The 26,252-nt window shown below is 69.1% G+C and carries 31 protein-coding genes and 3 tRNA genes; 20 read left to right on the forward strand and 14 right to left on the reverse strand.

Going from position 1 to position 26,252, the window contains the following annotated elements; genetic code table 11:
* The first annotated feature begins 159 nt into the window (after positions 1 to 159).
* Positions 160 to 918, forward strand: a complete 759-nt coding sequence (locus tag DQP56_RS08235) for a class I SAM-dependent methyltransferase (protein ID WP_112684470.1) — start codon at positions 160 to 162, stop codon at positions 916 to 918.
* Between the two features lie 372 nt (positions 919 to 1,290).
* Here the strand turns inward: DQP56_RS08235 and DQP56_RS08240 are convergent, their stop codons facing one another.
* Genes DQP56_RS08240 through DQP56_RS08255 form a run of 4 tightly spaced genes read right to left on the reverse strand, consistent with a single transcriptional unit; the run spans position 1,291 to position 3,814 of the window.
* Positions 1,291 to 1,908, reverse strand: coding sequence for an RES family NAD+ phosphorylase (locus DQP56_RS08240; protein ID WP_112684471.1), 618 nt, complete (start codon positions 1,906 to 1,908; stop codon positions 1,291 to 1,293).
* Positions 1,901 to 2,416 carry a hypothetical protein gene (locus DQP56_RS08245; RefSeq protein WP_112684472.1) on the reverse strand — a complete coding sequence of 172 codons (516 nt, stop codon included), beginning with the start codon at positions 2,414 to 2,416 and terminating at the stop codon, positions 1,901 to 1,903. The genes DQP56_RS08240 and DQP56_RS08245 overlap by 8 nt, the downstream gene beginning before the upstream one ends.
* Before the next feature lie 52 nt (positions 2,417 to 2,468).
* Positions 2,469 to 3,317 (reverse strand): cytochrome c biogenesis CcdA family protein, encoded by an 849-nt coding sequence (locus tag DQP56_RS08250; RefSeq protein WP_112684473.1) that lies wholly within the window; start codon positions 3,315 to 3,317, stop codon positions 2,469 to 2,471.
* Positions 3,314 to 3,814, reverse strand: coding sequence for a redoxin family protein (locus tag DQP56_RS08255; protein WP_165824945.1), 501 nt, complete (start codon positions 3,812 to 3,814; stop codon positions 3,314 to 3,316). Before DQP56_RS08255 ends, DQP56_RS08250 begins: the two co-directional genes overlap by 4 nt.
* 45 nt (positions 3,815 to 3,859) lie before the next feature.
* Between DQP56_RS08255 and DQP56_RS08260 the strand changes: the two genes are divergently transcribed.
* Genes DQP56_RS08260 through DQP56_RS08270 form a run of 3 tightly spaced genes read left to right on the forward strand, consistent with a single transcriptional unit; the run spans position 3,860 to position 5,837 of the window.
* The gene (locus DQP56_RS08260) at positions 3,860 to 4,297 is read left to right on the forward strand and encodes an SRPBCC family protein (protein WP_112684474.1); all 438 of its coding nucleotides are present in this window, start codon (positions 3,860 to 3,862) and stop codon (positions 4,295 to 4,297) included.
* Positions 4,298 to 4,320: 23 nt separating this feature from the next.
* Positions 4,321 to 4,773, forward strand: coding sequence for a cyanase (gene cynS / locus DQP56_RS08265; RefSeq protein ID WP_526022704.1), 453 nt, complete (start codon positions 4,321 to 4,323; stop codon positions 4,771 to 4,773).
* 5 nt (positions 4,774 to 4,778) lie between these two features.
* Positions 4,779 to 5,837 carry a patatin-like phospholipase family protein gene (locus tag DQP56_RS08270; protein ID WP_112684502.1) on the forward strand — a complete coding sequence of 353 codons (1,059 nt, stop codon included), beginning with the start codon at positions 4,779 to 4,781 and terminating at the stop codon, positions 5,835 to 5,837.
* Positions 5,838 to 5,844: 7 nt separating this feature from the next.
* Here DQP56_RS08270 and DQP56_RS08275 read toward each other — a convergent pair whose 3' ends face one another.
* Positions 5,845 to 6,675: a DUF8453 domain-containing protein gene (locus tag DQP56_RS08275; RefSeq protein WP_112684476.1), complete on the reverse strand. Its 831-nt coding sequence runs from the start codon at positions 6,673 to 6,675 to the stop codon at positions 5,845 to 5,847.
* A gap of 11 nt (positions 6,676 to 6,686) precedes the next feature.
* A complete protein-coding gene (locus DQP56_RS08280) occupies positions 6,687 to 7,415 on the reverse strand; it encodes an MBL fold metallo-hydrolase (RefSeq protein WP_112684503.1) in 729 nt (242 codons plus the stop codon).
* A 139-nt stretch (positions 7,416 to 7,554) separates the two neighbouring features.
* Between DQP56_RS08280 and DQP56_RS08285 the strand changes: the two genes are divergently transcribed.
* The 11 genes from DQP56_RS08285 (at position 7,555) to rplA (ending at position 12,519) form a co-directional block, all read left to right on the forward strand.
* Positions 7,555 to 7,627: transfer RNA gene (locus tag DQP56_RS08285), tRNA-Thr, on the forward strand.
* 38 nt (positions 7,628 to 7,665) lie between these two features.
* Positions 7,666 to 7,739: transfer RNA gene (locus DQP56_RS08290), tRNA-Met, on the forward strand.
* A gap of 43 nt (positions 7,740 to 7,782) precedes the next feature.
* Positions 7,783 to 7,950, forward strand: coding sequence for a 50S ribosomal protein L33 (gene rpmG, locus DQP56_RS08295; RefSeq protein ID WP_013827599.1), 168 nt, complete (start codon positions 7,783 to 7,785; stop codon positions 7,948 to 7,950).
* A gap of 12 nt (positions 7,951 to 7,962) precedes the next feature.
* Positions 7,963 to 8,439, forward strand: coding sequence for a (3R)-hydroxyacyl-ACP dehydratase subunit HadA (gene hadA, locus DQP56_RS08300; protein ID WP_112684477.1), 477 nt, complete (start codon positions 7,963 to 7,965; stop codon positions 8,437 to 8,439).
* Positions 8,426 to 8,863 (forward strand): (3R)-hydroxyacyl-ACP dehydratase subunit HadB, encoded by a 438-nt coding sequence (hadB, locus tag DQP56_RS08305; RefSeq protein WP_013827601.1) that lies wholly within the window; start codon positions 8,426 to 8,428, stop codon positions 8,861 to 8,863. Before hadA ends, hadB begins: the two co-directional genes overlap by 14 nt.
* 9 nt (positions 8,864 to 8,872) lie before the next feature.
* On the forward strand, positions 8,873 to 9,373 hold the full coding sequence (gene hadC / locus DQP56_RS08310; RefSeq protein WP_112684478.1) for a (3R)-hydroxyacyl-ACP dehydratase subunit HadC: 501 nt from the start codon (positions 8,873 to 8,875) through the stop codon (positions 9,371 to 9,373).
* Positions 9,374 to 9,770: 397 nt separating this feature from the next.
* Positions 9,771 to 9,843, forward strand: a tRNA-Trp gene (locus DQP56_RS08315).
* 86 nt (positions 9,844 to 9,929) lie between these two features.
* Positions 9,930 to 10,379, forward strand: a complete 450-nt coding sequence (gene secE, locus DQP56_RS08320; RefSeq protein ID WP_112684479.1) for a preprotein translocase subunit SecE — start codon at positions 9,930 to 9,932, stop codon at positions 10,377 to 10,379.
* Positions 10,380 to 10,404: 25 nt separating this feature from the next.
* On the forward strand, positions 10,405 to 11,205 hold the full coding sequence (gene nusG / locus DQP56_RS08325) for a transcription termination/antitermination protein NusG (RefSeq protein ID WP_112684480.1): 801 nt from the start codon (positions 10,405 to 10,407) through the stop codon (positions 11,203 to 11,205).
* Positions 11,206 to 11,232: 27 nt separating this feature from the next.
* Positions 11,233 to 11,661: a 50S ribosomal protein L11 gene (gene rplK, locus DQP56_RS08330; protein WP_112684481.1), complete on the forward strand. Its 429-nt coding sequence runs from the start codon at positions 11,233 to 11,235 to the stop codon at positions 11,659 to 11,661.
* A gap of 150 nt (positions 11,662 to 11,811) precedes the next feature.
* Complete coding sequence (gene rplA / locus DQP56_RS08335) at positions 11,812 to 12,519, forward strand: 50S ribosomal protein L1 (RefSeq protein ID WP_112684482.1); 708 nt, start codon at positions 11,812 to 11,814, stop codon at positions 12,517 to 12,519.
* A 62-nt stretch (positions 12,520 to 12,581) separates the two neighbouring features.
* On the opposite strand, the gene DQP56_RS08340 is transcribed toward rplA, so the two are convergent.
* From DQP56_RS08340 to DQP56_RS08365, 6 genes are all read right to left on the reverse strand, one after another.
* Positions 12,582 to 13,442 (reverse strand): cyclopropane mycolic acid synthase family methyltransferase, encoded by an 861-nt coding sequence (locus DQP56_RS08340; RefSeq protein ID WP_112684504.1) that lies wholly within the window; start codon positions 13,440 to 13,442, stop codon positions 12,582 to 12,584.
* 204 nt (positions 13,443 to 13,646) lie between these two features.
* Complete coding sequence (locus DQP56_RS08345; RefSeq protein ID WP_112684483.1) at positions 13,647 to 14,510, reverse strand: cyclopropane mycolic acid synthase family methyltransferase; 864 nt, start codon at positions 14,508 to 14,510, stop codon at positions 13,647 to 13,649.
* A gap of 82 nt (positions 14,511 to 14,592) precedes the next feature.
* A complete protein-coding gene (locus tag DQP56_RS08350; RefSeq protein WP_112684484.1) occupies positions 14,593 to 15,498 on the reverse strand; it encodes an alpha/beta fold hydrolase in 906 nt (301 codons plus the stop codon).
* Positions 15,499 to 15,500: 2 nt separating this feature from the next.
* On the reverse strand, positions 15,501 to 16,847 hold the full coding sequence (locus DQP56_RS08355) for an ABC1 kinase family protein (protein ID WP_205868824.1): 1,347 nt from the start codon (positions 16,845 to 16,847) through the stop codon (positions 15,501 to 15,503).
* A 50-nt stretch (positions 16,848 to 16,897) separates the two neighbouring features.
* On the reverse strand, positions 16,898 to 17,500 hold the full coding sequence (locus DQP56_RS08360) for a DinB family protein (protein WP_112684486.1): 603 nt from the start codon (positions 17,498 to 17,500) through the stop codon (positions 16,898 to 16,900).
* A 3-nt stretch (positions 17,501 to 17,503) separates the two neighbouring features.
* Positions 17,504 to 18,028, reverse strand: a complete 525-nt coding sequence (locus DQP56_RS08365) for a DinB family protein (protein WP_085258890.1) — start codon at positions 18,026 to 18,028, stop codon at positions 17,504 to 17,506.
* 106 nt (positions 18,029 to 18,134) lie between these two features.
* On the opposite strand from DQP56_RS08365, the gene DQP56_RS08370 reads away from it, so the two are divergent.
* Together DQP56_RS08370 and DQP56_RS08375 are read left to right on the forward strand one after the other, a co-directional pair.
* Entirely contained in the window at positions 18,135 to 22,313 is a 4,179-nt protein-coding gene (locus DQP56_RS08370) for a glycoside hydrolase family 38 N-terminal domain-containing protein (RefSeq protein WP_112684487.1), read from the forward strand.
* Entirely contained in the window at positions 22,313 to 23,227 is a 915-nt protein-coding gene (locus DQP56_RS08375) for an ROK family protein (RefSeq protein ID WP_112684488.1), read from the forward strand. The genes DQP56_RS08370 and DQP56_RS08375 overlap by 1 nt, the downstream gene beginning before the upstream one ends.
* 71 nt (positions 23,228 to 23,298) lie before the next feature.
* Here DQP56_RS08375 and DQP56_RS08380 read toward each other — a convergent pair whose 3' ends face one another.
* On the reverse strand, positions 23,299 to 23,622 hold the full coding sequence (locus tag DQP56_RS08380) for a winged helix-turn-helix transcriptional regulator (RefSeq protein ID WP_112684489.1): 324 nt from the start codon (positions 23,620 to 23,622) through the stop codon (positions 23,299 to 23,301).
* Positions 23,623 to 23,692: 70 nt separating this feature from the next.
* Here DQP56_RS08380 and DQP56_RS08385 point away from each other — a divergent pair, with 70 nt between their 5' ends.
* From DQP56_RS08385 to rplL, 3 genes are all read left to right on the forward strand, one after another.
* Positions 23,693 to 24,109 (forward strand): anthrone oxygenase family protein, encoded by a 417-nt coding sequence (locus DQP56_RS08385; RefSeq protein WP_112684490.1) that lies wholly within the window; start codon positions 23,693 to 23,695, stop codon positions 24,107 to 24,109.
* Between the two features lie 257 nt (positions 24,110 to 24,366).
* On the forward strand, positions 24,367 to 24,996 hold the full coding sequence (rplJ, locus tag DQP56_RS08390; RefSeq protein WP_112684491.1) for a 50S ribosomal protein L10: 630 nt from the start codon (positions 24,367 to 24,369) through the stop codon (positions 24,994 to 24,996).
* Between the two features lie 55 nt (positions 24,997 to 25,051).
* Entirely contained in the window at positions 25,052 to 25,441 is a 390-nt protein-coding gene (gene rplL / locus DQP56_RS08395) for a 50S ribosomal protein L7/L12 (protein WP_085084645.1), read from the forward strand.
* A gap of 54 nt (positions 25,442 to 25,495) precedes the next feature.
* Here the strand turns inward: rplL and DQP56_RS08400 are convergent, their stop codons facing one another.
* Entirely contained in the window at positions 25,496 to 26,206 is a 711-nt protein-coding gene (locus DQP56_RS08400; protein WP_112684492.1) for a TetR/AcrR family transcriptional regulator, read from the reverse strand.
* Between the last annotated feature and the right edge of the window lie 46 nt (positions 26,207 to 26,252).

Consider the following 26,252-nt stretch of genomic DNA (forward strand, 5'->3'; position numbering starts at 1 on the left):
AGGGCCGCCGCGGCGTGATGGTGGCGCTCAACCCGCCGACGGTGGACTACGTGCCGCTGGCCGAGGCCACCAGCCGGCAGAAAACCGTTCCGCTGGACTGCGATGCGATCCAGACCGCCCGGGACATGGGCATCCGGTTCGGCGATGAAGGCCTCGCCGATGGCTGAGCGGGAACCGCGTCGCGGCGACTACGGTGTCGACGGGTCGTTCAAGCGGGTGCCGCTCGGCGGGCAGGTCGCCGGGCTGGCGCTGGGGTGCAGCGCGCTGGCGATCTACGCCGGCATCGCCTTGGCCCGGGGACCGGTCTGGGCCGGCGTGGTGGCATTGGTGCTCGACGCCGGCATCCTCGCCCAGGTCGGGCTGTACTGGCACGCCACCCGGGCCGGCAAGTTCACGGTGTGGGAACGCATCCTCGACGGCCTGCGGCTGCGCGGCGACGAAACGGTGCTGGATATGGGTTGCGGGCGCGGTGCGGTGCTCTGCGCCGCGGCCAAGCGGCTGCCGGCGGGCCGGGCGATCGGCGTCGACCTGTGGCACGCCGACCAGACCGGCAACTCCGCCGACGCCACCCTGGTCAACGCCGCACTGGAGGGGGTGGCCGAGCGGGTCGAGGTGCGCACCGGTGACATGACCGCGCTGCCGCTGGCCGACGCCAGTGTCGACGTGGTGGTGTCGAACCTGGCGATCCACAACATCCCGAGCCGCGATGGCCGTCGCCGCGCTGTGGCCGAGGCGGCCCGGGTGCTGCGGCCCGGCGGCCGGCTGGCGATCGCCGACCTGTGGGAGGTGCGTGCGCACGCCGCCCAACTGCGTGAAATCGGTTGGGGTGACGTGCGATGGCGCAACCTGGGATGGCGGATGTGGTACGGCGGGCCGTGGACCGCAACCCGGCTGGTGACCGCGACGAAACCGGGCTGAGCCGCGCACCGGAGCTGCCCGCATCTTCGCGTTCGGGCCCGACTCTCGTCGTGCCACGGGGACATCGGCATGAGGTATGTGCCCACCTCCGAGCGACAACCAACGTTATGTCAGGTGCGCGGGCCGGGTGCGAGCGGGGCGCGATGGCCGGGTGCGATGGCCGGGTGCGCGAGCCGGCGCGGTGGGCCGGGTTGCGATGGGCCGGGCACGTGGGCCGGGCACGTGGGCCGGGCGCGCGGGCCGTTGTCGCTCGGAGGCGGGCAACAGCCACATTCCCCTGGCGCCGCAACGGGTCGAGCCGATGGCGCCGCAACCGGGCCGATGGCGCTGCAACGGGTGGGGCCGATGGTGAACGAGCCGGGTGAGAAGGCGTCAATACCCAACCGTGAACCCGTGCCGCAGCACCAGATCCGCGGTCACCTCGGGGCGCTCCGACAGCGGCCACGACTCGACCTCGAACGCCTCGACGGCGAAGAACGCGTAGTTGACCGAGGTCTCCGGGGTGGTGCGCGACCGGTAGACGATGGCGTCCGGGCACTCGTCGGGCTCGGGCCACCAGCGCCGCACCGCGTCGGCCAGGCACTGGCAGGTGGCCCACACCGCGTCGTGCTGACCGGTGCTGATCTGGTCATCGACTCCCAGGGCGTCCAGATTGCGTTCGGTGCGCAGATCCAGCACCCGCAGATGCCTTGCGGCGGTCAGCCGCACCAGGTGGTGGCCGGCGTGGTCGGCCGGGATCATCAGCCCGGTCAGCCGGTAGCGCTCCCGGAACGCCCCGAGCAGATCGGTTGCGCCGTAACGGGTGCGGAACGCCCCCGACGGCGGGTCGAACCGGTAGCGCGGCTCGTCGAACCCTTGCCACGTCCAGGCGTCCGGGGGCTCGGCGTCCAGCCGCCACAGCTGCGTCCCGGCGGTGATCCGGCGGCGGCGTAGCCCGATCGGCCGGGCCTGCGGCAGCGCGGCCCGGTAGCCGGCGGGAAGCTCAGGCACCGAGCGAGGTCAGCATCCGCCGGGCGGCCGGCGCGGTCTCGGGGTGGCGCAGCGCCTCGGCGATCGAGACGCCGCCCAACTCGTCGTGGGTGAGCCGCATGATGCGGTCGGCGGCCAGCGGGTCGGAGGTGAACCGCCCCAGCAGCTCCAGGATCTCGGGGAGGTCGGCGCGTACCCGGGCGTCGTCGAATTGCCAAGCCGGGAACCAGGTTTGGTTGCCCACGGCCGCTCCGGTCAGCTTGCCCCGGCTCCGCAGCCGGTGCACCGCCTGCGGCGTGCCGAGTCGCAGCAACTCCTGGACCTTGGGGGTGGGCAGTGCGCCGGCGACGAAGTCGTCGATGAGCGCGGCGCGGCGCTGGTCGTTCAGCGCGTGGGCGGCGATGCGCTCCAGGGTGCCCTGCGGCGCCGTCGGCGCCTCCAGCAGGACATCGAGCACCTGGGCGAACCCGGCATCGGTGCGGGCGCGCTCGGCGACCTGGCGGGCGATCGGTGCGACGGTGGTGGGCATGGGTCCAGCTTACCTGCCGCTGGCCGCAATTGAAACAATCGAAACAACTTAATCAGGTGTCGCGCCGGCGCGCCAGCGCCCGCCAGCCCAGTGCCACCGCCGCCAGCGCCACGATCGCGCCCAGCAGCGGCCAGACGCCCAGCGCGTCGACTCGATCGGCCAGCCAGGACTGCACGGCGCCGGCCGCATGGATCACCGGATCGTCGGCTTCAGCACCGGCGAAGTACAGCCGGATCTCGTAGTAGCCGTAGTAGGTGACGTACAGCCCGGTCAACAACACGATCACCCCGGCGATCCGGCCCACGTACGGCAGCACCCGCCGCAGCGCCGAGGTGGCCGACGACCCGGCCAGCGCCACCGCCAGGGCCGCCACCCCGACGGTGATGCTCATGCCGGCGGCGTAGGCGACGAACGCCAGCACGCCGGCCAGCGCCGAACCCTGCTGGAAGGTGGTGCTGATCACCGCGAGAAACGGTGCGATGGTGCACGACAGCGACGCGACCGCATAGCCCACGCCGTAGCCGTACATCGACGCCAGCCGTGCGGTCGGCGTCCCGCCGGCCGCCGGCAGCAGCACCGCGATGTCCCGGCCGGAAAGCAGCCAGGCGCCCATCGCCAGCAGCAGCACGCCGATGACCACGGTGGCGAACGGCAGATACTTCTGCGCCGAAGCGATCAACGGCGACACCGCCAGGCCGAAGATCCCGAAGACCGTCAGGAACCCGGCCGACATCGTCACCGTCGCCGCGCCGGCCCGGACCAGCGCGGCCGGGCGCGACGTGTCCCGACTACCGGCGATCACCAGCCCCAGATACCCCGGCAGAAACGCGAACCCGCACGGGTTGAGCGCCGCAACCAATCCCGCGCCGAGGGCGAAACTCAGTGTGGCGGTGTCGATCATGAATTCTTCAGCGTCTGCACCCGCGCACTCAGATCGGCCTCGGACAACGAACCCTTCACCACCTCGACTTCGCCGCCCGGGCTGATGAAGGCATACGCCGGCTGGCGGGTCACCCCGAAGCGGGCCCACACCGCCGCGTCGGTGTCCGCCAGCTCGGTGAAGCCGTCGACGCCGTACTTGGCGGTGAACTCCCGCAGCGCGTCTGGCTGATCACGGGCGCCGACGCCGACGAAGGTCACCGCCGGGTTCGCCGCGGCCACCCTCGCGACCAGCGGTGCATCCTTCTGGCACGTGGGACACCACGGCGCCCAGAACCACAGCACCGCGGGCCTGCCAGCCAGGCTCGCGCCGGAGAACGGCCGGCCGTCGAGGGTCTGCGCGGTGAAGTCCAGCTGGGTGCCCTCGGCCGGCGTCCGGGAACCGCAGCCGGCAACCAGCAGCACCGCCGACAGCAGGAACGTGAGCAGGCGAAGTCCAGGAGTCTTGGCAGGGGGCATGTCGCCGAGTATGCCATCGGGTGCTGCCGGACTAAGGTCGCTCGCATGGCCCGCGGACGTCTGGAACACACCGCCGACATCGCCGCGGCACCCGAAGCCGTCGCCGCGTTCCTGGCGAACCTGGTCAACTACGAAGCCCTGCATCCGATGCTGGTGGACGTGCGTCGGATTCCCGGTGGCACCGACGGGGCCACCCGCTATCTGGCCCCGCACCGCATGCGTCTCTACGGCGTGCCGATCCGCTTCACCTGCCGGGTGGAGCTGCGCACCGACGGCCCCGGCGACATCGTGAGCCACACCCGGCAGCGGCCCGGCATCGAGATGTGGTCGACGGTGACGGTGCGCCCGCACGGCGCCGGCAGCCGGTTGCGCGAACACGTCGACATCACCGCGCCCCGGCTGTTGATGAACACCGTGCTGCGCGACGGCGGCGCCTCGCACGCCGCGATGTGGGAGAACCTGCGGCGCCATTTCGCAGATTGAGCGACCCGGGCATGCTGGAAGCCATGAACCGAAGCGAGATCACCGAGCAGATCGTGGCCGCCCGGCTGGCCAAGGGCCTGAGCTGGCAGGAGCTGGCCGACGCGATCAACCGGCCGGTGGTGTGGACGACGTCGGCGCTGCTGGGCCAGCAACCCATCCCCGCCGAGCTGGGCGAGATCGTGGTCGGCCTGCTGGGATTGGATCGCGCCGTGGTGCCGGTGCTGGCCGCGGTGCCGATGCGCGGCGGGTCGCCCGGCGCGGTCCCTGCCGACCCGACGATCTACCGGCTGCACGAGGCGGTGAGCGTCTACGGCCCGGCGATCAAGGAACTGATCCACGAGCAGTTCGGCGACGGCATCATGAGCGCGATCAATTTCAGCGTGGACATCGACAAGAAGCAGCATCCCGGCGGTGACCGGGTGGTCATTACTTTCGACGGCAAATTCCTGCCCTACGAGTGGAATTCAGCGGACTGAGTCCGATGGCCGCCCGCCGATCCGGTACGACCGCCCCGCTGACCGCCGACCTGGTGCTGTCCGGCGGGGGAGTCCGGTTCATCGGGCTGGTCGGTTCGGTGGTCGCGCTGATGGACGCCGGTTACTCGGTGCAGCGTATCTCCGGGGTGTCCGGCGGCTCGGTGGTCGGCACCATCCTGGCCGCGGCCGCGCAAGGCGATCAGCTGACCGCGGCCCAGATCAAGGAGTTGGCGCTGTCGGTGCCGCTGGACACCTGGCGTGACACCGACCTACCGGTCCCGCTGCTGGGGGCGGCCTACGGGTTCCTGCGCGACAGCGGTCTGTACCGCGGCGACGTCGCCCACGACTGGATTCGCGGTGAGCTGGCGAACCTGGGCGTGCGCACCTGGGGTGACCTGGCCTACGACCATGACAACCTGCTGGCCGAGCGGCGCTACCGGGCGGTGGTCACGGTGACCGACGTGACCACCGGCCAGCTGGTCCGGCTGCCGTGGGACTACCGGCGGGTCTACGGACTCGATCCCGACGAGCAGTCCGTCGCCGACGCGGTCCGCGCCTCGATGTCGGTGCCGTTCTTCTACCGCCCGATGACGCTGACCAGCGCCGACGGGCGACGCTCCACCCTGGTCGACGGCGGAGTGCTGTCGAACTTCCCGATCTACACCTTCGACCGGCTCGACGGCCGGGTACCGCTATGGCCCACCTTCGGGGTGACGGTGGTGCCCGAGCTGTCCGGCGGCGAGATCGGCGACATGGTCCCCGGGCTGCGCCCACTGCGCATGTTCGGGCAGTCGCGGCTGCTGGAGAACCTGGTCAGCACGCTGCTGATCGGCCACGACCAGACCTACCTGAACCAACCGTGGGTCAGCGTGCGCGCCATCAAGGTCAACCCGACCGACGTCGGCGTGCTGGACTTCGGGATCTCCCGCGACCGGCTCGAAGAGCTCTTCAATAACGGCTACACCGCAACGCAGGACTTCCTGGCGACCTGGGACTGGCCGGCCTACCTGGAGCAGTTCCGGGTCACCCACTACCCCGGCGGCGGTCCGGCCCGCCCGGAGTGATGCCGCCTCAGTGGCGGTGCTTGCCCAGCTCCGCGCTGGCGTCACCGAGTCGCACCGTGATGTCGGTGTTGCCGGCGCCATCCAGCTGCTCGCGGCCCCGCAGCCGGTCCTGGATCTCGCGGGCCGCCCCGTTGATCCGCTCGATCTCGGCGCGGAACACGTCCGGGCGGGTCTCCTTGGACGCGTAGTGGAAGTAGCTGAGCAGGCTGCGCAGCAGCTCCAGCTTCTGCTTCTCCCGCTTGGCCAGGTCGTGCGTCGTCATCAACTCGACCCGCCGCACCGGGGGCAGGTCACCCCAGTCGAGCGTCACCTTGTTCTCGTAGCGGGTGCGCTTGCCGCGCCCGAACCAGCCTTTGGGCTCCTCGGGGGTGTCGTAGTAGCTGACCGTCCCGGTGAACCGCGACTCGATGCCCTCGCCGAGTTCAGCCCGGTCGATTGCCGAGTCCCACACCGTGCGCCACTCCTGGTTGGGCGCCAGCACCGTCAGCTCCTCGGGCAACTGCAAGGCCACCACGTCGGCGTAGCCGTCCGAGGCCGTCTCGTAGCGCGCCACCGTGGGCGGCTGGGCGAACGAGAACCCGATGTCGTAGGCGGCGGTCTTGCCGAAGTTGCGCACCACCAGCTCGATGACGTGCCAGTCCGCGGCGTGCGGCTCCATGAACATCGCCACGTGCGGGCGGGTCTGCTCGGCGGCCGCCCGCCGGTTGCGCTGCAGCTGTCGGTTCAGGTAGATCAGCGCCAGCACGGTGATCCCGATCGCCAGCCACGCGGCAAACGCCAGCCACGCCTCCGGCCCCGCATGCGTGATGTCGTACCAGCGATCCTCTACTGATCCCATCGGCTATCCCCTCATCCGCCCATCAGCATGCGCCACCGGTCCAGGCTGTCGGCGCGAAACACGTAGTTGGATCGCTTCACCTCCGAGAGCGCGGCGCTCGGGTCAGCGGAATACCAATGGCCGGGAAACACCGTCGGGTCGCCGGGCAGGGCGGCCAGCTGCTGCAGGCTGCGATACATCTCATCGGAGTCCCCGCCTGGGAAATCGGTGCGCCCGCAGCCGTCCAGGAACAACGTGTCCCCGGCGACCAGCCGGCCTTCTCGACCGGACCCGAGCAGGAAGCACTGACTGCCCGGGGTGTGCCCGGGGGTGTGCAGCAGCTCGATCTCGATGTCGCCGACACTGACCTTGTCGCCGTGTTCATGCGAGGTCAGGTCCGCCATCGCAATCCCGGTGATCCGCGAAACCCACTGGGCCTCATGGGTGTTCACGTGAACCGGGACGCTGACCCGCTCCAGCAGCTCGGCGAGGCCCTTCAGTTCGAAGCCCATCATCGAGCCGCCCACGTGATCGGGATGGTGATGGGTCACCAGCACCCCCGACAGCCGCATGCCGTCGGCCTCCACCGTGTCGAGCAGGTCGCCGGCGGCGTAGGCCGGGTCGACCACCACGGCGTCGCCGGTCTGCCGGTCACCGATCAGGTACGCGAAATTGCGCATCTGGGCGGCCATCGGGTCCCCGACCGCGAAATCGCGTCCGGAGAGCAACTGGCGGAAATACAGCCTGTCGGATTCGGGCACGCCCTCCACCCTAAAGCAGTCGATTGCAACTGCGGCGGAGCCGGGCGCAGGGGCTACCGGCCACTGCGGTTTGGTGACCTCATGGCCGAGGTTGTAACCTTCTACAGGCTTACGGCGCCGCAACGCCGCCGTGGGCGAGGCCCCCTTAGCTCAGTCGGCAGAGCGTTTCCATGGTAAGGAAAAGGTCAACGGTTCGATTCCGTTAGGGGGCTCGGTGGACGCCGGGCCTGCTGGCAGGTGTATTACCCGCGGCGATGTAGCTCAGTTGGTTAGAGCGAACGACTCATAATCGTTAGGTCGCCGGTTCAAGTCCGGCCATCGCTACAACGACAACCAGCGCAACAACAGACGAAAGAGGGCAGCTGACGTGGCCTCCAGCACCGATGTGCGGCCGAAGATCACCTTGGCCTGTGAGGTGTGCAAGCACCGCAACTACATCACCAAGAAGAACCGCCGCAACGACCCCGACCGGCTGGAGCTGAAGAAGTTCTGCCCCAACTGCGGCAAGCACCAGTCTCACCGCGAATCACGCTAGGTAGCGCGAGCCGTGTCGTTGGCCGAGCGCCTCGCCGGGGCGCACTACCGCTACCCCGACCACTACGAGGTGGAGCGGGAGAAGATCCGTGAATACGCTCGCGCGGTCAAGGCCGTGGACCCGGCCAGTTTCGACCTGCGGGCGGCCGCGGGCCTCGGCTACGAGGGCCTGGTAGCCCCGCTGACCTACATCTCGGTGTTCGGGCACAAGGCGATCTCGTCGTTCTTCGAGCACGTCGGTGTCGCCGTCGATGACGCCCAGATCGTCCAGGTCGACCAGAAGCTGGAGTTTCACCAGCCGATCAAGGAAGGCGATCGGCTCTACTGCGACGTCTCGGTCGAATCGGTTCGCCGCGCACACGGCACCGACATCATCATGACCAGGCAGGTGGTCACCAACGCTGCCGGTGAGACCGTGCAGGAGACATACACGACGCTGGCGGGCCGCGCCGGCGAGGGAGAAAAGGGTTTCACCGATGGCGTTGCGTGAGTTCAGTTCGGTCAAGGTCGGCGATCAGCTGCCGGAACGGGTCATCCCGCTCACCCGGCAGGACCTGGTGAACTACGCCGGCGTATCCGGCGACCTGAACCCGATCCACTGGGACGACGAGATCGCCCAGCAGGTCGGCCTGGACACCGCGATCGCCCACGGCATGCTGACCATGGGTCTCGGCGGCGGCTACGTCACCGCCTGGGTGGGTGACCCGGGCGCGGTGACCGAGTACAACGTCCGCTTCACCTCCGTGGTGCCGGTGCCCAACGACGGCAAGGGCGCCGAGATCACCTTCAGCGGCCGGGTGAAGTCGGTCGACCCCGAAACGAAGTCGGTGACGGTCGCGCTGACCGCCACTGCCAGCACCAACGCGGACAAGAAGATCTTCGGACGGGCGGTCGCCTCGGCGAAGCTCGCCTAGGGGAAAACGATGGCGATTAAAACCGACATCCGAGGGCTGATCTGGCGCTACCCCGAGCCGTTCGTGGTGGGCCGCGAGAAGATCCGCGAGTTCGCCAACGCGATCAAGGCCGAGGACCCCGCCTGCTACGACGAGAAGGCGGCGGCCGAACTGGGCTACGACGCGCTGCTGGCGCCGCTGACCTATGTGGCGATCCTGGCCAAGCTGGTGCAGTCGGACTTCTTCCGCAACGTCGACACCGGCTACACCACCATGCAGATGGTGCAGGTCGACCAGGGGTTCACCTTCCACCGGCCGATCAAGGCCGGCGACGTCCTCTACGCCCGGATGGAGATCGCGTCGGTCAACGAACGCTTCGGCGCTGACATCGTCACCACCCGCAACATCTTGACCGACCCCGACGGCGACGTCGTGTTGGAGGCGTTCACCACGATGATGGGCCATGAGGGCGACGATTCGGTCAGCCTGAAGTGGGACGCCGAATCCGGTCAGGTCGTCCGAACGGCCTGATTAGTTGCGGCTGTCCCGGCTTCGGCTCACCTCCGCCGTCCCTTCGGGCCGACTCCGGTGAGCCTCGCCGAACAGCCTGGTTGGTCCCGGCTGTCCCGGCTTCGGCTCACCTCCGCCGTCCCTTCGGGCCGACTCCGGTGAGCCTCGCCGAACAGCCTGGTGGGTCCCGGCTGTCCCGGCTTCGGCTCACCTCCGCCGTCCCTTCGGGCCGACTCCGGTGAGCCTCGCCGAACAGCCTGATTAGTAACTGACCCGGGCGGCGAGGTACACTCGAATCTCGGGGTTTTCCCAGCACTAGCGCGCTTTCCGTGAGCGAACGGGGAGCGCGCGAATTGTGTGGGCCGGACACGGTGCACAGGTGAAGCTCGGAACGCGCAGGTTGGCCTGCCAACCGCGAAGGGGCGTAGCTCAACTGGCAGAGCAGCGGTCTCCAAAACCGCAGGTTGCAGGTTCAAGTCCTGTCGCCCCTGCTGACGTGCCATGGTGGACAGTGGACACTGGACACTGCCGGGCACGGTACGGCAATACGTAAGCGAGAAGAACGAAGGAGCATGCGGTGACCGACGAGCTCGACCGTCCCGACGCCGCAGCCGGCGGCGACAGCGAGGCCGACTCCACCGGCCGCGGTCGCACGGCCGTGGCGAGCATGCAGGTCGGCGTGCCGCTGCGGCCCACCGGTAAGCGCTCCCGGCGCCGTGGGGCCGCCGATGGCGACGCCGCCGAGCCGGAGTCGACGGCGACGGAGCTGGGCACGGACGACACCGGCGTCAAGAAGGCCAAGAAGGCCAAGAAGAAGGCGGACGGGCCGTCGCGCAATCCGTTCGTTTTCGTTTTGAACTATCTCAAGCAGGTCGTCGGCGAGCTTCGCAAGGTGATCTGGCCGAACCGCAAGCAGATGGTCACCTACACCGCGGTGGTGCTGGCGTTCCTGGTCTTCATGGTGGCTCTGGTCGCCGGGGCGGACTACGGATTCGCCAAGCTGATCCTGCTGGTGTTCGGCGAGTGAAGTAATTAGGGAAGGACTGACAACCGTGACTACCTTCGACGGCGATACGCCCGCGGGCGAGCCGGTCGACGTGGCGGAGACGACCGAGGCGCCTGCCGAGGCCCCGGCTGAAGAGACCGTTGCGGCTGCTGACGCCGCTGAGACCGCGGAGGGCGCCGAGCCGGCCGAAGCCGAGCCGGCCGAAGCCGAGCCGGCGGAGGAGCTCGACCCCGCGGCGGCCCTGAAGGCGGAGCTGCGCACCAAGCCGGGCGACTGGTACGTCATCCACTCCTACGCCGGCTACGAGAACAAGGTGAAGGCCAACCTCGAGACCCGCGTGCAGAACCTCGACGTCGGCGACTACATCTTCCAGGTGGAGGTGCCCACCGAAGAGGTCACCGAGATCAAGAACGGCCAGCGCAAGCAGGTCAACCGCAAGGTGCTGCCGGGCTACATCCTGGTACGGATGGACCTGACCGACGACTCCTGGTCGGCGGTGCGCAACACCCCGGGTGTCACCGGGTTCGTCGGCGCCACGTCGCGCCCGACCTCGCTGCCGCTGGACGACGTGGTCAAGTTCCTGCTGCCGCAGGGCGCGGCCAAGAAGCAGGGGCGCGGCGCCGCGGCGGCCACGGCGACCACGCACGACGGCGGTCTGGAGCGGCCGGTCATCGAGGTCGACTACGAGGTCGGCGAGTCGGTCACCGTCATGGACGGCCCGTTCGCGACGCTGCCCGCCTCGATTTCCGAGGTCAACGCCGAGCAGCAGAAGCTCAAGGTGCTGGTGTCCATCTTCGGTCGCGAGACACCTGTGGAACTGACCTTCAACCAGGTCTCCAAGATCTAAGTAGTAGCGAAAGGAACACCAACACTCATGGCCCCGAAGAAGAAGGTCGTCGGTCTGATCAAGCTGCAGATCGAAGCCGGCCAGGCCAATCCCGCGCCGCCGGTGGGACCCGCGCTCGGTCAGCACGGCGTCAACATCATGGAGTTCTGCAAGGCGTACAACGCCGCCACGGAGAACCAGCGCGGCAACGTCGTCCCGGTGGAGATCACCGTCTACGAGGACCGCAGCTTCACCTTCGCGCTCAAGACCCCGCCGGCCGCCCGGTTGCTGCTCAAGGCCGCCGGCATCGCCAAGGGTTCGGCCGAGCCGCACAAAACGAAGGTCGCCAAGGTGAGCTGGGACCAGGTCCGCGAGATCGCCGAGACCAAGAAGGCCGACCTCAACGCCAACGACGTCGAGGCCGGAGCCAAGATCATCGCCGGCACCGCCCGCTCCATGGGCATCACCGTCGAGTAGTACCCCTCGACGAATCGACCGAGCACGACCGAGCGGGGCGAGGAACGAGCCCCAGCGAGGGAATGCGAGGGAGCATTCGGCGAGAAACAAGTACGTGGGAGGGCCAGCTTCGGCCCGCAAACCACAACCAACCACGAGATTGGATAACCGATGAGCAAGAACAGCAAGGTCTACCGCGCCGCCGCCGAGAAGGTGGACCGCGACAACCTCTACACCCCGTTGCAGGCCGCCAAGCTGGCCAAGGAGACGTCGTCGACCAAGCAGGACGCCACCGTCGAGGTGGCCATCCGGCTCGGCGTGGACCCGCGTAAGGCCGACCAGATGGTCCGCGGCACCGTGAACCTGCCGCACGGCACCGGTAAGACCGCCCGGGTCGCGGTGTTCGCGGTCGGCGAGAAGGCCGAGCAGGCCACCGCCGCCGGCGCCGACGTGGTCGGTAGCGACGACCTGATCGAGAAGATCCAGGGTGGTTTCCTCGACTTCGACGCCGCGATCGCCACCCCCGACCAGATGGCCAAGGTCGGTCGCATCGCCCGCGTGCTGGGCCCGCGCGGCCTGATGCCCAACCCCAAGACCGGCACCGTCACCCCCGACGTCGCCAAGGCCGTCTCCGACATCAAGGGCGGCAAGATCAACTTCCGGGTGGACAAGCAGGCCAACCTGCACTTCGTCATCGGCAAGGCCTCGTTTGACGAGTCCAAGCTGGCGGAGAACTACGGCGCCGCCCTCGATGAGGTGCTGCGGCTCAAGCCGTCGTCGTCGAAGGGCCGTTACCTCAAGAAGATCGTGATCTCGACGACGACCGGCCCCGGCATTCCGGTGGACCCGGCCGTCACCCGCAATTTCACGGCTGAGTAGGCACGCACTGGAAAAGCCCCCGCCCGCTTGCGCGTGACGGGGGCTTTTCTACGTGATCTGGCTCAGGCCGCTTGCTTGACGTAGCTGACCAGGCTGACGTCCAGGGCCTCGTCGGTGAAGTAGTACTCGCAGCCACGCAGATACTTCATGTAGCGCTGGTAGACCTCTTCGGACTGGATCGCGACCGCTTCGTCGTGGTGCGCCTCCAGCGCGTCACCCCAGATCCGCAGGGTCTTGATGTAGTGCGACCGGAGTGAAAGCGCCTCGGGCACAGTGAAACCGGCCTTCTCGCCGTGCTCCACCATCATGTCGGTGGTGGGCAGCCGCCCGCCCGGGAAGATCTCGGTGAGGATGAACTTGATGAACCGGGCCGTCTCGAACGTCAGCTTCTTGCCGCGCGCGTTGAGGTCATACGGATGGAAGCTGACACTGCTCTGGATGGCCATCCGGCCGTCGGCCGGCATGATCTCGAAACAATTCTTGAAGAAGTCGTCATAGTTCTCGAAGCCGAAATGCTCGAACGCCTCGATCGAGACGATCCGATCCACCGGCTCGTTGAACTCCTCCCAGCCCTGCAGCAGCACCCGGCGGGAACGCTCGGTGTCGATCTCGTCGAGCAGGCGCTGGGAGTAGACGTGCTGGTTTTTGCTCAGCGTCAGCCCGATCACGTTGACGTCGTACTTCTCGACGGCGCGCTTCATGGTCCCGCCCCAGCCGCAGCCGATGTCGAGCAGCGTCATCCCGGGCCGCAGGTTCAGCTTGTCCAGGTTCAGGTCGACCTTGGCGACCTGCGCCTCCTCCAACGAGATGCCCGGCGGCTCGAAGTACGCGCAGCTGTAGGTCCGGCTCGGGTCCTGGAATAGCGCGAAGAAGTCGTCGGACAGGTCGTAGTGGGCCTGGATGTTCTCGAACTTCGGACGCATCCCCGCGGCGCGTTTGGCCTTGTCCACCACCTGTTTGTCCACCATTTGTGACTGGTTGCCTTCCTGATGTAACCCGTCGTGACCGGACCTGGCGGTTGCCGTCTGGTCCGTGCCGGTCAACTGTTGCAGCTTAGCGGGTTGAGGGTGAATCGGTTGACGTGAAATGTAGCCAAGCCGTAGCCCCCACGGCAGGCGGATCCCCCGCTATTTCTCCAGCGTGTACTGGTGGACGCTGTTGTAGCCCTCGCGGAACAGCTTGATGCAGCCGTTGAGGTACTTTTCGTAGCGGTCGTAGACCTCCTGGCCCTGCAGGGCCAAGGCCTCTTCCTTGCGCGCGGCCAATGCCTCGGCCCAGTCGCGAAGGGTCGGCGCGTAGTTGGGCCCGATCTCGTCGTCGCGGGTGCAACGGAACCCGGCCTCGGCGGCGTAGAGCCGCGGCATCTCCGCCGACGGCAGCTGACCGCCCGGGAAGATCTCCTTCATGATGAACAAGGTGAACTTGGCCAGGTCCATGGTCAGCGGGATGCCCTTGCGCTGCGCTTCGTCCTGGCCGCTGATGGCGGTGATGGTGTGCAGCAGCATCCGGCCGCCGTCGGGCAGCGCGTTGTAGGTGATCTCGAAGAAGTCCGGCCAGCGCTTGCGGCCGTAGTGCTCGAATGAGCCGATCGACACGATCCGGTCCACCTTGTCGGTGAACTCCTCCCACCCCTGCAGCCGCACCTCGAAGTCGCGGCTGGTCTCCGCCTGCGACAGTTTCTTGATGGCGTACTCGCGCTGCTCCTCCGACAGCGTGAGCCCGATGACGTTGACGTCGAACTTCTCCAACGCCCGCTGCATGCCGCCCCCCCAGCCGCAGCCGACGTCGAGCAATGTCATGCCCGGACGCAGATCCAGTTTGCCCAACGCCAGGTCGAACTTGGCGATCTGGGCCTCGTCGCGGGTGGTGTCGGCACGTTCGTAGTACCCGCAGGTGTAGCCCATGGTCGGGCCCAGGAACAACTCGAAGAACTCATTGGAGATGTCGTAGATCGACTGCAGTTCTTCGTACTTGGGTTCCAATTTCGGCATGGTTCGGTTTACTCACGATCTTCTGGGGGATAGGAGGAGGCCCCGACATCGTACCGTCTGGTGTTAGCCGGACAACAATTAGCTAGTGGCCGGCGGCAAACGTGGTGGTCAACTCGGTGATCACCGGATCCCACAGCTCCTCGGGAAGGTCATGTCCCATCCCCTCGAACAGCACCAGCCGGGCCCGGTCGATGGCATCGGCGATCGCCCGCCCGCCCGATGGCCGCATCAACTTGTCGGCCAGGCCGTGGATGACCACCGTCGGTGCGGTGATCAGTTGGTTGTAGGCGGCCAGGCTCCCGCTGGCCAGAATGGCGCCGAACTGGCGGGCGATGCCCCACGGGTAGTAGCTGCGTTCGTAGGCCTCGATGACATTGGCCCGCAACTGCTCCTCCGGGGTCGGGTAGCCGGGGCTGCCGATGATCCGGCTGGCCCTCACCGCGTTGTCGATGATCACCTCCCGCGGCGAGTCCGGCGGTGGCCCGGACAGCAGCGCCAGCAACGCGCGCGGCGCCGGCGGGGGCAGGAACCGGCGGTTGTTGCTGGAGAAGATCACGCCCAGCGACCGGGTCCGCTCGGCGAACCGGGCCGCGAACACCTGGGCGATCATTCCGCCCATCGAGGCGCCGACCACGTGAGCCCTGTCGATGCCCAGGTGATCCAGCAGCGCGGCGGCGTCGTCGGCCATGTCCTCCAGGGTGTAGACCGCTGAGCCGGGCTTGCCCAGCCAGAATCGCACCATCTGGGGCACCAGTGCGCCGCGGGCATGCTTGCGGCCCAACTTGCTGGAAAGGCCCACATCCCGGTTGTCGTAGCGGATCACCCGCAGCCCCTGGGCGACCAGCTTCTCGCAGAAGCCGGTGCGCCACAGCAGCAGCTGCGCCCCCAGGCCCATCACCAGCAGCACCGGCGGGTCGTCCGGGCTGCCCATGTCCTCGTAGAAGATCTCCAGCTCGCCGGAGCGAGCGGTGCCGCTGCGCACCTCCACGGCTACACCTCCGGTGCTTCGTTGTGTTCACGGCTGACGTCGACCATGAAGTTGGCGAAGTAGCCGGTCAGTTGTGGATCGGACATCATCTGCCAGCGCGGCGCCAGCAGCTTCATGTAGCGCTCCACATAGAGGAACTGCTTGCCGATCAACACCAGCTCGCGTGGCAGCTTGACGTCGTAGGCGTCGGCCAGCGCGCCGAGTTGCCGGCCGATCTCGGCGTAAGACAGGTCGCCGAGGGTCTTCATGGTCAACGGGGTGGAGAACGCCTCCAGATCCTTGGCGGCCTGCGCCTCGGGCTTCATCGTGCCGACCGCGCCCATCAGCACCACGATCTTGCCGGCGGCGGCGTGGTCCTTTTTGACCAGCAGCGCATACACCAGCTCGCGCAGCAGCCACCGGGTGCGCGGGTCGATGCGGCCCATGATCCCGAAGTCCAGGAATACCACGCGCCCCTGGTCGTCGACGAGCAGGTTGCCGGCGTGCAGGTCGCCGTGGAACAGGCCGTGCCGCAGCCCGCCCTCGAAGGTGGAGAACAGCAGCGCCTTGACCAACTCCACGCCGTCGAAGCCGGCCTTGCGGATGGCCGGGGCGTCGTCGATGCGCACGCCGGAGACCCGCTCCATGGTGAGCACCCGCTCGCTGGTGAAGTCCCAGTGCACGTCGGGCACCTTGATGTTGCGGCCCAGCGGTGAGGCGTGCAGGTGCGACACCCAGGTCTGCATGGACTGCGCCTCGATGCGGAAGTCCAGCTCCTCGGCGAGGTTGTCGGAGAAGTCGGCGACGACGTCCTGCGCCGACAGTCGGCGGCCCAGCTTGGCCAGCTCGACGAGTTGCGCGAACCGTTTGAGGATCTGCAGGTCGGCGGCCACCCGGCGGCGGATGCCCGGGCGCTGGATCTTGACGACGACTTCCTCGCCGCTGTGCAGTGTGGCGAAGTGGACCTGGGCGATGGACGCCGACGCGATCGGGGTCTCGTCGAACTTCGCGAACAGCTGCTGCGGTTCGGCGCCCAGTTCTTCGACGAACAGCTTATGCACCGCTTCCGGGTCGGCCGGGGGAACCGAGTCCAGCAGGCCGCGGAATTCGCGCGACAGCGGCTCGCCGAACGCCCCGGGGCTCGAGGCGATGATCTGGCCGAACTTGACGTAGGTGGGTCCCAGGTCGGCGAAGGTCTGCGGCAGTTCCCGGATCACCTTCTGCTGGATGGGGCCCGGCCCGAGCAGCCGGGTGAAGACCCGGGTGGCGGCGCGGGTGAGCTGCCACCCGGTGGCGCCGATGCGGGCTGCCTCGACCGGCAGTGGCACCCGGTCCAGCCGGGCCACCTGGCGGGGTGGGGTCGAACTCATTGCTGCAGTCTGCCAAATCACCGGCGGAAGTTCTCCGCCAGCGCACCGTGCTACGCCGTGGCGCCTGGTCGCCAGGGGGTCAGCCATGCGGTCGGTTCCCAGCCCTCGAACCCGGCGATCAGTTCGTACATGGTGGCACCGTCGATGCTTTCCCGGATGATGTCGGCGTGCCCGGCGTGCCGCGCCAGCTCGTTGATCAGGTGATGGAACACCCAGCGCACCGTCCACGCGTCGACGTCGGCGGGGAACCACGGTGCGTCGCGCGGCACCGGCACCGCGGCGTCGAGGTCGGCGGACTCCAACAGGCGCAGCGTCTCGGCGTTTTGCGCCGCGAACGCCTGCAGTGCCCCGGCCAGGCTTTCGTCCTGGCGCAGTACGTACTGGTCCTGGTATTCGCGGGCCCTCTGCTCGCCCGGTCGGCTGTCCGCGGCCGGTGCGGCCGGCGCGGCGGCGACGCGGGACATCCAGCTGCGTTGCATCCCGGTGGCGTGCTTGATCAACGCGCCGATCGACAGGGAACTGGCGGTCGGGGTGGCACGGGCCTGCTCATCGGTGAGGCCGTAGGCCACCGCGAAGTAGGCGCTGTGGTGATAGGCCACGAATTGGCGCAGGGCGTCGCGTTCGTCGGTCACCGGTGGTGCAAGCCCGGGCATGGTCTAGTCCTTTCGATCGAGTCGGTGCGCGTACAGGTCACGCAGGCACGCGATTTCGGCGCCGTGATGGATGACTTCGCGGTTGATGTGCAAGACCAGCTCCGCCATGGTGCGGTCGGCCCACGGCCCCTCTGCGGCGCCGATGGGCCGGTCCAACGCGGACTCATCGAGGCCACGTACCCCGGCGAGCCAGCCCGCGTAGGCGTCGTCGAGCTGGCGCAGCGCGGTGGCGGCATCGAGGGCATAAGGCCAGCTCTGGTAATCGGCCGGCGGCCCGCCGAAGTGGTGGTGGTTGCGCATGGCGAACACGCCGACGATGACGTGCGCCATCCGCCAGGCGATGGTGGTGAACGGCGCCGGCTCGGGCGGCGGCAACGCAAAGTCGATGCCGTCGCGGCGAACGGACCAGCAGCCGGTTACCGCCTCCCACAGGTACTCGTCATCGGTGAGGCCGTCCAGCCGCGGGCGCAGCTGGTTCTGCCAGTGCCAGTCGAGCTGGTCGGCCAACAGGTCACGTGAAACGGGCATGATCCGAGCCTGCCAGCCGGGTCGGACAATTCCCACGCGTGCACTCCAGAACAAGCGGTCGCCGAAAGACTCCGCTCGGTGGGCAGCGCATCCGTACGTTTGGGGAATGCGGATCCTCGACGTCGAATCGACCGAGAAGTTCGTCGGGCCGGTCGACGCCCCCGTGCAGCTGGTCCGGGTCGAGTACACCGGTGCCACCGCGCCGACACCGGTGCGGGTGGACGGTGACGGCCTAGTAGGGGAAGCCGTCGCCGAGCCGGGCAGCGGCGTCGTCGAGGTGCCGGTGACCGTCGCAGACCCGGTGCCGGGCCGGCAGCGCGCCGCGCGGGCCAACGGCACCGGTTTCACCTTCACCGTGGCCGAGCCGGGCTGGACGATGTTCATGGTCGGGCACTTCCACTACGACCCGGTGTGGTGGAACACCCAGGCCAACTACACCAGCGCGTGGACCGAGCATCCGCTGGGCGCGTGCCGCCAGACCAACGGCATCAACCTGGTGCGCGACCACCTGGACTGGGCAAGCGAGCACCCCGAGTACAAGTTCGTCATGGCCGAGGTCGACTACCTCAAGCCGTACTGGGACACCCACCCGGCCGACCGCGCCGAACTGCGCCGGCTGCTGGCCCAGGGCCGTGTCGAGGTGATGGGCGGCACCTACAACGAGCCCTCGACCAACCTGACCGACGCCGAGACGACGATCCGAAACCTGGTGGCGGGCATGGGTTTTCAGCGCGACATCATGGGCGCCGATCCCGCTACGGCCTGGCAGCTCGACGTGTTCGGCCACGACCCGCAGTTCCCCGGGATGGTCGCCGACGCCGGGCTGACCTCCAGTGCGTGGGCGCGCGGGCCGTTTCACCAGTGGGGGCCGATGGCTGGCGGCGGGGATCCGAGCCGGATGCAGTTCGCCTCCGAGTTCGAATGGATCTCACCGTCCGGACGCGGCCTGCTGACCCACTACATGCCCGCCCATTACGCCGCCGGCTGGTGGATGGACGCCCGGGAGACGCTGGCCGACGCCGAGGACGAGGTGTACCAGCTGTTCCTCGAGATGAAGAAGGTCGCCGCCACCCGCAACGTGCTGCTGCCGGTGGGGACCGACTTCACCCCGCCCAACCGCTGGGTGGTGCAGATCCACCGGGACTGGAACGCCCGCTACACCTGGCCGAAGTTCGTCTGCGGGCTGCCGCGCGAGTTCTTCGCCGCGGTACGCGCCGAACTGGCCGAGCGCGGCGAGAGCCCATCCCCGCAGACCCGCGACATGAACCCGATCTACACCGGCTGCCACGTCTCCTACATCGACACCAAGCAGGCCAACCGGGCGGCCGAGCGGGCGCTGCTGTCCGCCGAAACCTTCGGGGTGTTCGCCTCGGCGCTGACCGGGGCCGGCTACCCGGAGGCGGCGCTGGCCAAGGCGTGGGCGCAGCTGTGTTACGGCGCCCACCACGACGCGATCACCGGGTCGGAGGCCGACCAGGTGTACCTGGATCTGCTGACCGGCTGGCGCGACGCCTGGCAGTGGGGTGCCGATGCCCGCGACGCCGCGCTGGCGGTGCTGTCGGGCTTGGTCGACGCCGGTTCCGGGGCCGGCCAGAGCGCGGTGGTGTGGAACCCGGTGGCCGCCGACCGCACCGACGTGGTCACCGTGCACCTGGACCCGCCGCCGGCGGCCGGTGTGCGGGTATTCGATTCCGACGGCACCGAACTGCCCGCCCACGTCGAGCACGGCGGCCGATCCGTGAGCTGGCTGGCTCGCGACGTGCCGTCGCTGGGCTGGCGGGCCTACCGGCTGATCTCCGACGCGGGCCCGCAGGGCTGGGCCCCGATGCCCGGCACCCGGATCTCCAACGAGCACCACCGGCTGACCGCCGACCCCGGCCGCGGCGGCGGCATCACCTCGTGGCGCTGCGACGGGCGCGAAATGATCATCGAAGGCGGGCTGGGCAACCAGCTGGCCGTCTACGACGAATACCCCAAACACCCGCAATCCGGTGAGGGGCCGTGGCATCTGGTGCCCAGCGGCAACCTGTTCACCTCGGCGGTGGCCACCGACGTCACCGTGCGGGCCTACCGCGGCCCGCTGGGGGAGCGACTGGTCGTCTCGGGGCGGATCCGGGATGTGCTGGCCTACACCCAGACCCTGACGCTGTGGCAGGGCGTGGACCGGGTGGACTGCTCCACCGCCGTCGACGAGTTCACCGGCGCCGATCACCTGCTGCGGTTGCGCTGGCCGTGCCCGGTTCCCGGTGCGCTGCCGGTCGCCGAGGTTGCCGACGCGGTGATCGGCCGCGGCTTCGCGCTGTTGCACGAGCCCAGTGGACGCTCGGTGGACACCGCGCAGTTCCCGCGGACCCTCGACACCCCGGCCAACCGCTGGTTCGGGCTGTCGGCGACGGCCCGCATCCGGGTCGGCGACGGCAGCAGGGCGGTCTCGGTGGCCGAGATCGTCACTCCGGACGACCGTGCGGCACCGCGGGAGCTGCTGGTGGCGCTGGTGCGCGCCGGTGTCACCGCCAGCTGCTCGGCGGCCGACGGGTCCCGCTACGGCGACCTCGACGTCGACTCCAACCTGCCCGACATCCGGATCAGCCTCGGTGGGCCGGACCGCAACGCCTTCACCCGCACGGTGCTGGATGCCGCCGATCCGGCCTACGCCGCCGACCTGGACCGCCAGCTGCAGCGGCACGGCCGGGCCCGGGTCTGGGTGCCCGCGGCCAAACCGCTCGCGGAGGTCTGGGTGCCCGGAGCCGACCTGACCGGTCCGCGTGCCCTGCCGGTACTGGTGATCGCCGCCGGTGACGAGGCCGCACTGGCCGCGGAGATCGCCCGGGTCACCGAGGAACTGGCCGACAACGAGATCAGCGTCGAACAGAGCGCCCGCGCTGACCTGGAGCCGTTCGAGGCGCGCACCGTCGCGCTGATCAACCGCGGCGTGCCCAGCTTCGCCGTCGACACCGCCGGCACGCTGCACACCGCACTGCTGCGATCCTGCACCAGCTGGCCGTCGGCGGCCTGGGAAGACCAGCCGCGACGTACCGCACCCGACGGCAGCGCCTTCCAGCTGATGCACTGGACGCACACCTTCGACTACGCCCTGGTGGCCGGTGACGGCGACTGGCGCCAAGCCGGCATCCCGGCGCGCAGCGCGGAGTTCGCCGACCCGCTGCTGGCCGTCCCGGTGACCGACGGCTCCGGGGCGCTGCCGGCGACAGGCTCGCTGTTGCGCATCGACTCCGCCGGCGCGGTCGGCCTGGGCGCGCTCAAAGCCGCCGGCAACCCGACCGCACGGGCCAGCGCACAACCCGTCGACCCCAGGACCATCACGCTGCGGCTGGTGGAGACGCGCGGAGCCGATGCCGCCGTGACACTGCGCAGCGATGTCGGGACGGTGGGCGTGCTTGGTCGCGCCGACCTGCTGGAGCAGGCCCGCGAGCACCCGGACCCGCAGCGGTTGCACGGCTACGAGATCGCCACCGTCACCGCCCGGCTCGACGTCGAACGCCTGGGTGCCGCCGGCCCGTTGGCGCCCGAGGCCGAGACCGCCCAGCCGCTGTACGCCCGCTACTGGCTGCACAACCGCGGGCCGGCGCCGCTGGGCGGCATGCCGGTGACCCCGGCGCTGCATCCACACCGGCTCGACGCCGACCCGGGTGCGCAGTTGAGCCTGGACCTCACCGTGGCCAGCGACAGCATCGATGCGGAACTGGCCGGTGCGGTGACGCTGGCGTGTCCGGCGGGCTGGAAGGCAGCGCCGGCCGGGCATCCGGTGCAGGTGGATGCCGGGGGGTATACCGGCGTCCCGATAGGGCTGACGGTGCCGGCCGACGCCCCGCCCGGGCTCTACCCGATCCGCGCCCGCCTCGACCTCACCGGTGACGTACCGCCGTCCTGGCGCCAGCCGGTGGAGGACATCGCGGTGGTGCGCGTCGGCGATCCCGGCGCCGACCGGCTGCTGTCCATCGACGGGCCCGGCGCGGTCGAGGTCAGCGCCGGGCAATCCGCGCGACTGCGTGTCACCGTCGGCACCGACGCGCACGCCGATCTGCCGGTGGAGGCGCATCTGATCAGCCCGTGGGGCACCTGGGAATGGTCGGGGCCGGCTGCGGTGGGTGCGGTGGTCCCGGCTCGCGGCAGCGTTGACGTCGAGTTCACGCTGCGCCCGCCGGTATGGGCACCGCCCGGGACGTGGTGGGCGCTGGTACGGGTCGGCGGGGCGGGCGCGCTGGTGTACTCACCGGCGGTGCGGCTGGTGGTGCTGGCGCCCGGCACGAGCGGGCTCGACTGATGGCCGCCGTGCTGGCACTCGACGTCGGCGGCACCAAGATCGCCGCCGGCCTGGTCGACGCCGACGGAGCCCTGACCTACACCGCGGTTCGGCCCACCCGCGGCGACCAGGACGCCGAGGTGGTGTGGGCGGTGGTGGCCGAGCTGCTCGACGACGTCCTGGCGAAGGCCGCCGGGCGGGTGGGCGCGGTCGGGATCGGCTCGGCCGGACCGGTGGACGTCAACGCCGGCACGGTCAGCCCGATCAACATTCCCGGTTGGCGGGGGTTCGGCCTGCGTGACCGGGTGGCCGAAGCGGTGCCGGGAGTACCGGTGGTGTTGGGCGGCGACGGCGTCTGCATGGCGCTGGGCGAACACCGGCACGGCGCCGGGCGCGGCACGCGGTCGATGCTCGGCATGGTGGTCTCCACCGGGGTGGGTGGCGGTCTGGTGCTCGACGGCGCACCGTTTCACGGCCGCACCGGCAACGCCGGGCACGTCGGGCACGTCGTCGTCGACCCCGGCGGCCAACCGTGCCGGTGTGGCGGGCGCGGCTGTGTGGAGACCATCTCCTCCGGGCCGTCGATGGTGCGCTGGGCGCTGACCAACGGGTGGAGCCCGATGGGTCCCGACGCTGATGCCAAAGCGCTCGGTGCCGCTGCCGAGGCCGGTGACCCGGTGGCGTTGCGCGCATTCCGGCGCGGCGCCGATGCGCTGGCGGCGATGATCGCCTCGGTGGCCGCCGTGTGCGATCTGGATCTGGTGGTGATCGGCGGCGGCGTCGCGAAATCCGGTGCGCTGCTGTTCGATCCGCTGCGGGCCGCGCTGGCCGAGCACGCCCGGCTGGACTTTCTGACCGGGCTGCAGGTGGTGCCCGCCGAACTTGGTGGCGACGCCGGGTTGGTGGGCGCGGCGGCGATGGCCACCCTGCGTTGATGCTGGCTACTCCGCGTTGATGCTGAGCCTAGGGTGACGAACTGCGAGTGCGGTGCGCCCTGGGCGCAGCGTCAACGAGCCAGGTGCCTGCGCCCCCAATCGCAGAGCGCCTGCAGCACCGGGGCCAGCGTCGCGCCGTAGGCGGAGATCGAATAATGCACACACGGCGGCACCGTGCCGGCGTCGTGGCGGTCGATGATGCCGTCGTCGACCAGTTCGTGCAGGTGGCGGATGAGCATCCGCTCGGTGATGCCCGGAATGCTGCGCCGCAATTCCGCGGTGCGCATCGGCCCGTCGGCCAGTCGCCACAGGATGGTGCCCTTCCAGCGGCCGTCGATGACCGACAGCGCGGCGTCGATCGGGCACTCGCCGATTTCTTTCTTCGATACCGCCACCAGCGGCTCCTATGGTGACCAATTTGTCAGTACCTTGTTTTTTGTCAGCATAACGCCCATAGTCGATGCGATGATCGGAATCGTTGCGGTTGCGGTGGTAGGTGCCCTGGCCGGCTCGGAGTTCGCGGTGGCGGCGTTCTTCAACCCGATCGTCGGGCGCCTGCCCGAGGAGGCGTTTCGGGCCGCTCGCAGCGCGAGTGCTCGGTTGCTGGGGCGGGTGATGCCGTTCTGGTACCTGGGCACGCTGGCGCTGCTGGTGATCGCCGCTGCCCTCGGCGCCGGCCCGCAGCGTTGGCTGATCGGTGCCGGGGCGGGCCTGATGGCGGTCGTCGCGCTGCTGTCGGTGACGATGCTGGTGCCGATCAACAACCGCATCGCCGCCGGTGAGGTGCCGCGCCCGCTGGCGGCGCGCTGGGACCGGCTGCACTGGGTGCGGGTGGCGCTGCTGGGGGCAGCGCTCGTCGTGCTGGTCGTCGCGGGCGCGTAACCGGCGAGGGCCGTTTTGGCTGATCGCCACCGGTCGCGCTATGGTGTGTGCCGATCCACCGAAGACCGTCGGTCACCGAGCAATCGGTTGAAGGTCCGGGAACATCCCGGCGGCCCACGCAGGAGGACGAGGCACCGGCCCCGCCGGCACGTAGTTGTGACGCCCCGACCGCTTCCTGCGCCGGGGCGTTCGTCGTTTCCGGGGCGGTTTCCGAGGCGGATCGCACGGACACTAACAGCGACCCCGAGGAGGTATGCATGGCGCGGGCTGACAAGACCGCCGCCGTCGCGGACATCGTCGAGCAGTTCAACGACTCGACCGCCACCGTGATCACCGAGTACCGCGGTCTGACCGTTGCGAACCTGGCGGAGCTGCGGCGTTCCCTCGGCGGCTCGGCCACCTACACGGTGGCCAAGAACACGCTGGTCAAGCGCGCTGCATCCGAGGCCGGTATCGAGGGTCTCGACGAGCTGTTCGTCGGCCCGACGGCGATCGCGTTCGTCCGGGGCGAGCCGGTCGACGCCGCCAAGGCCATCAAGAAGTTCGCCAAGGACCACAAGGCGTTGGTCATCAAGGGCGGCTACATGGACGGCCACGCGCTGACCGTGGCCGAGGTGGAGCGCATCGCCGACCTGGAGTCGCGCGAGGTGCTGCTGGCCAAGCTGGCGGGTGCCATGAAGGGCAACCTGTCCAAGGCGGCCGGCCTGTTCGCCGCTCCGGCCTCGCAGCTGGCCCGCCTGGCCGCTGCGCTGCAGGAGAAGAAACCGGCCGACGCTCCCGCTGCCGCCGAGGCGCCGGTTGCCGAGGCTCCCGCAGCGACCGAGGCCCCGGCCGACGCCGAGGCTTCCGCCGACACCGCCGAGGCTCCGGCCGAGGCTGCCGAATAACCCGGCATAACCCCAACCCCGACTTCCTTAACCGGAATCAGAAAGGACCGAAATCATGGCCAAAATGTCCACCGAAGAGCTGCTCGACGTCTTCAAAGAGATGACCCTGCTGGAGCTGTCGGAGTTCGTGAAGCAGTTCGAGGAGACCTTCGAGGTCACCGCTGCTGCTCCGGTCGCCGTGGCCGCTGCCGGTGGCGCTGCCCCGGCTGCCGCCGAGGCCGCCGAGGAGCAGTCCGAGTTCGACGTCATCCTGGAGGCGGCCGGCGACAAGAAGATCGGCGTCATCAAGGTGGTCCGGGAGATCGTGTCCGGCCTGGGCCTCAAGGAGGCCAAGGACCTGGTCGACGGTGCTCCCAAGCCGCTGCTGGAGAAGGTCGCCAAGGAGGCTGCCGAGGAGGCCAAGACCAAGCTCGAGGCTGCCGGCGCCACCGTCACCGTCAAGTAGTTCGCACTACGGCCCTAACCCCCGGAACCCGCGAGGTCCGGGGGTTTCGGCTGTTCAGGGCCGGGCGGTCACCGCAGCCAGTGACTGCGCCACCCGCTCGGGGGTGTCGCCGAGGGCGACCAGCAGGCCGGTGGCCATCGGCCGCAGTACCGGTCCCGCCGCGGCCACCGACGCGCCCGTCCCGCCGAAGAACCCGGCCAGCTCCAGCATCACGAAGCCGTGCATCATCGTCCAGAACTGCGCCGCAATCGCCACCACGTGAGCATCCGAGCCGTCGGCGTCTGCGTCGTTCGAGCCCAGCGCGATCCGGCCGGCCTGCATAGAACGGTGTACGCCGCGCACCAGGTGGGCGAAGCTGGGGAAGTGTACGTCGATCTCGGCCAGGCCCAACGTCAGCATGTTCTGCGTCGGCGCGTTGATGCCGTGTGCGCTGGTGCTGCCGAACATCAGTCGGTAGAGGTGCGGGCGGCCGATCGCGAATTCCCGGTAAGCGATGCCGGTGGCCAGCAGGTCTGCCACCGGATCGTCGGTCTCCGGGAGACTCAGCGCCGCGTCGAACCGGCGCAGCCCCTCCTCGGCGATCGCCGCGATCAGTTGGGCCATGCCGCCGAAGTGGGTGTAGACCGCCATCGTCGATGTGCCTGCCGCGGCCGCGATCTTGCGGGTCTGCAGCGCGTCGGGCCCGTGCTCGTCGAGCAGTCCCAGCGCGGCGTTCAGCAGGTCGTCGCGCACGCTGTGATCGGGCTGCGAAGTCACGGTTGTCATCGTCGCACAGCTGACGTACGTTAGCTATAACGTTGAAATAACATTG

Source organism: Mycolicibacter senuensis (assembly GCF_003284925.1).
Classification (GTDB): Bacteria; Actinomycetota; Actinomycetes; order Mycobacteriales; family Mycobacteriaceae; genus Mycobacterium; species Mycobacterium algericum_A.

Bases quoted from the DNA above. Each gene is read 5' to 3' on its own strand.
- DQP56_RS08345 (WP_112684483.1), bottom strand. From the start codon at position 14,510: ATGCCGAAATTGGAACCCAAGTACGAAGAACTGCAGTCGATCTACGAC.
- DQP56_RS08235 (WP_112684470.1), top strand. From the start codon at position 160: ATGGCTGAGCGGGAACCGCGTCGCGGCGACTACGGTGTCGACGGGTCG.
- DQP56_RS08370 (WP_112684487.1), top strand. From the start codon at position 18,135: ATGCGGATCCTCGACGTCGAATCGACCGAGAAGTTCGTCGGGCCGGTC.
- rplJ (WP_112684491.1), top strand. From the start codon at position 24,367: ATGGCGCGGGCTGACAAGACCGCCGCCGTCGCGGACATCGTCGAGCAG.
- DQP56_RS08340 (WP_112684504.1), bottom strand. From the start codon at position 13,442: ATGCGTCCGAAGTTCGAGAACATCCAGGCCCACTACGACCTGTCCGAC.
- DQP56_RS08360 (WP_112684486.1), bottom strand. From the start codon at position 17,500: ATGCCCGGGCTTGCACCACCGGTGACCGACGAACGCGACGCCCTGCGC.
- rplL (WP_085084645.1), top strand. From the start codon at position 25,052: ATGGCCAAAATGTCCACCGAAGAGCTGCTCGACGTCTTCAAAGAGATG.
- rplK (WP_112684481.1), top strand. From the start codon at position 11,233: ATGGCCCCGAAGAAGAAGGTCGTCGGTCTGATCAAGCTGCAGATCGAA.
- rplA (WP_112684482.1), top strand. From the start codon at position 11,812: ATGAGCAAGAACAGCAAGGTCTACCGCGCCGCCGCCGAGAAGGTGGAC.
- DQP56_RS08270 (WP_112684502.1), top strand. From the start codon at position 4,779: ATGGCCGCCCGCCGATCCGGTACGACCGCCCCGCTGACCGCCGACCTG.
- DQP56_RS08375 (WP_112684488.1), top strand. From the start codon at position 22,313: ATGGCCGCCGTGCTGGCACTCGACGTCGGCGGCACCAAGATCGCCGCC.
- DQP56_RS08275 (WP_112684476.1), bottom strand. From the start codon at position 6,675: ATGGGATCAGTAGAGGATCGCTGGTACGACATCACGCATGCGGGGCCG.
- DQP56_RS08385 (WP_112684490.1), top strand. From the start codon at position 23,693: ATGATCGGAATCGTTGCGGTTGCGGTGGTAGGTGCCCTGGCCGGCTCG.
- DQP56_RS08255 (WP_165824945.1), bottom strand. From the start codon at position 3,814: ATGCCCCCTGCCAAGACTCCTGGACTTCGCCTGCTCACGTTCCTGCTG.
- DQP56_RS08355 (WP_205868824.1), bottom strand. From the start codon at position 16,847: ATGAGTTCGACCCCACCCCGCCAGGTGGCCCGGCTGGACCGGGTGCCA.
- DQP56_RS08365 (WP_085258890.1), bottom strand. From the start codon at position 18,028: ATGCCCGTTTCACGTGACCTGTTGGCCGACCAGCTCGACTGGCACTGG.
- DQP56_RS08245 (WP_112684472.1), bottom strand. From the start codon at position 2,416: ATGCCCACCACCGTCGCACCGATCGCCCGCCAGGTCGCCGAGCGCGCC.
- hadB (WP_013827601.1), top strand. From the start codon at position 8,426: ATGGCGTTGCGTGAGTTCAGTTCGGTCAAGGTCGGCGATCAGCTGCCG.
- cynS (WP_526022704.1), top strand. From the start codon at position 4,321: ATGAACCGAAGCGAGATCACCGAGCAGATCGTGGCCGCCCGGCTGGCC.
- hadC (WP_112684478.1), top strand. From the start codon at position 8,873: ATGGCGATTAAAACCGACATCCGAGGGCTGATCTGGCGCTACCCCGAG.
- DQP56_RS08400 (WP_112684492.1), bottom strand. From the start codon at position 26,206: ATGACAACCGTGACTTCGCAGCCCGATCACAGCGTGCGCGACGACCTG.
- DQP56_RS08260 (WP_112684474.1), top strand. From the start codon at position 3,860: ATGGCCCGCGGACGTCTGGAACACACCGCCGACATCGCCGCGGCACCC.
- DQP56_RS08250 (WP_112684473.1), bottom strand. From the start codon at position 3,317: ATGATCGACACCGCCACACTGAGTTTCGCCCTCGGCGCGGGATTGGTT.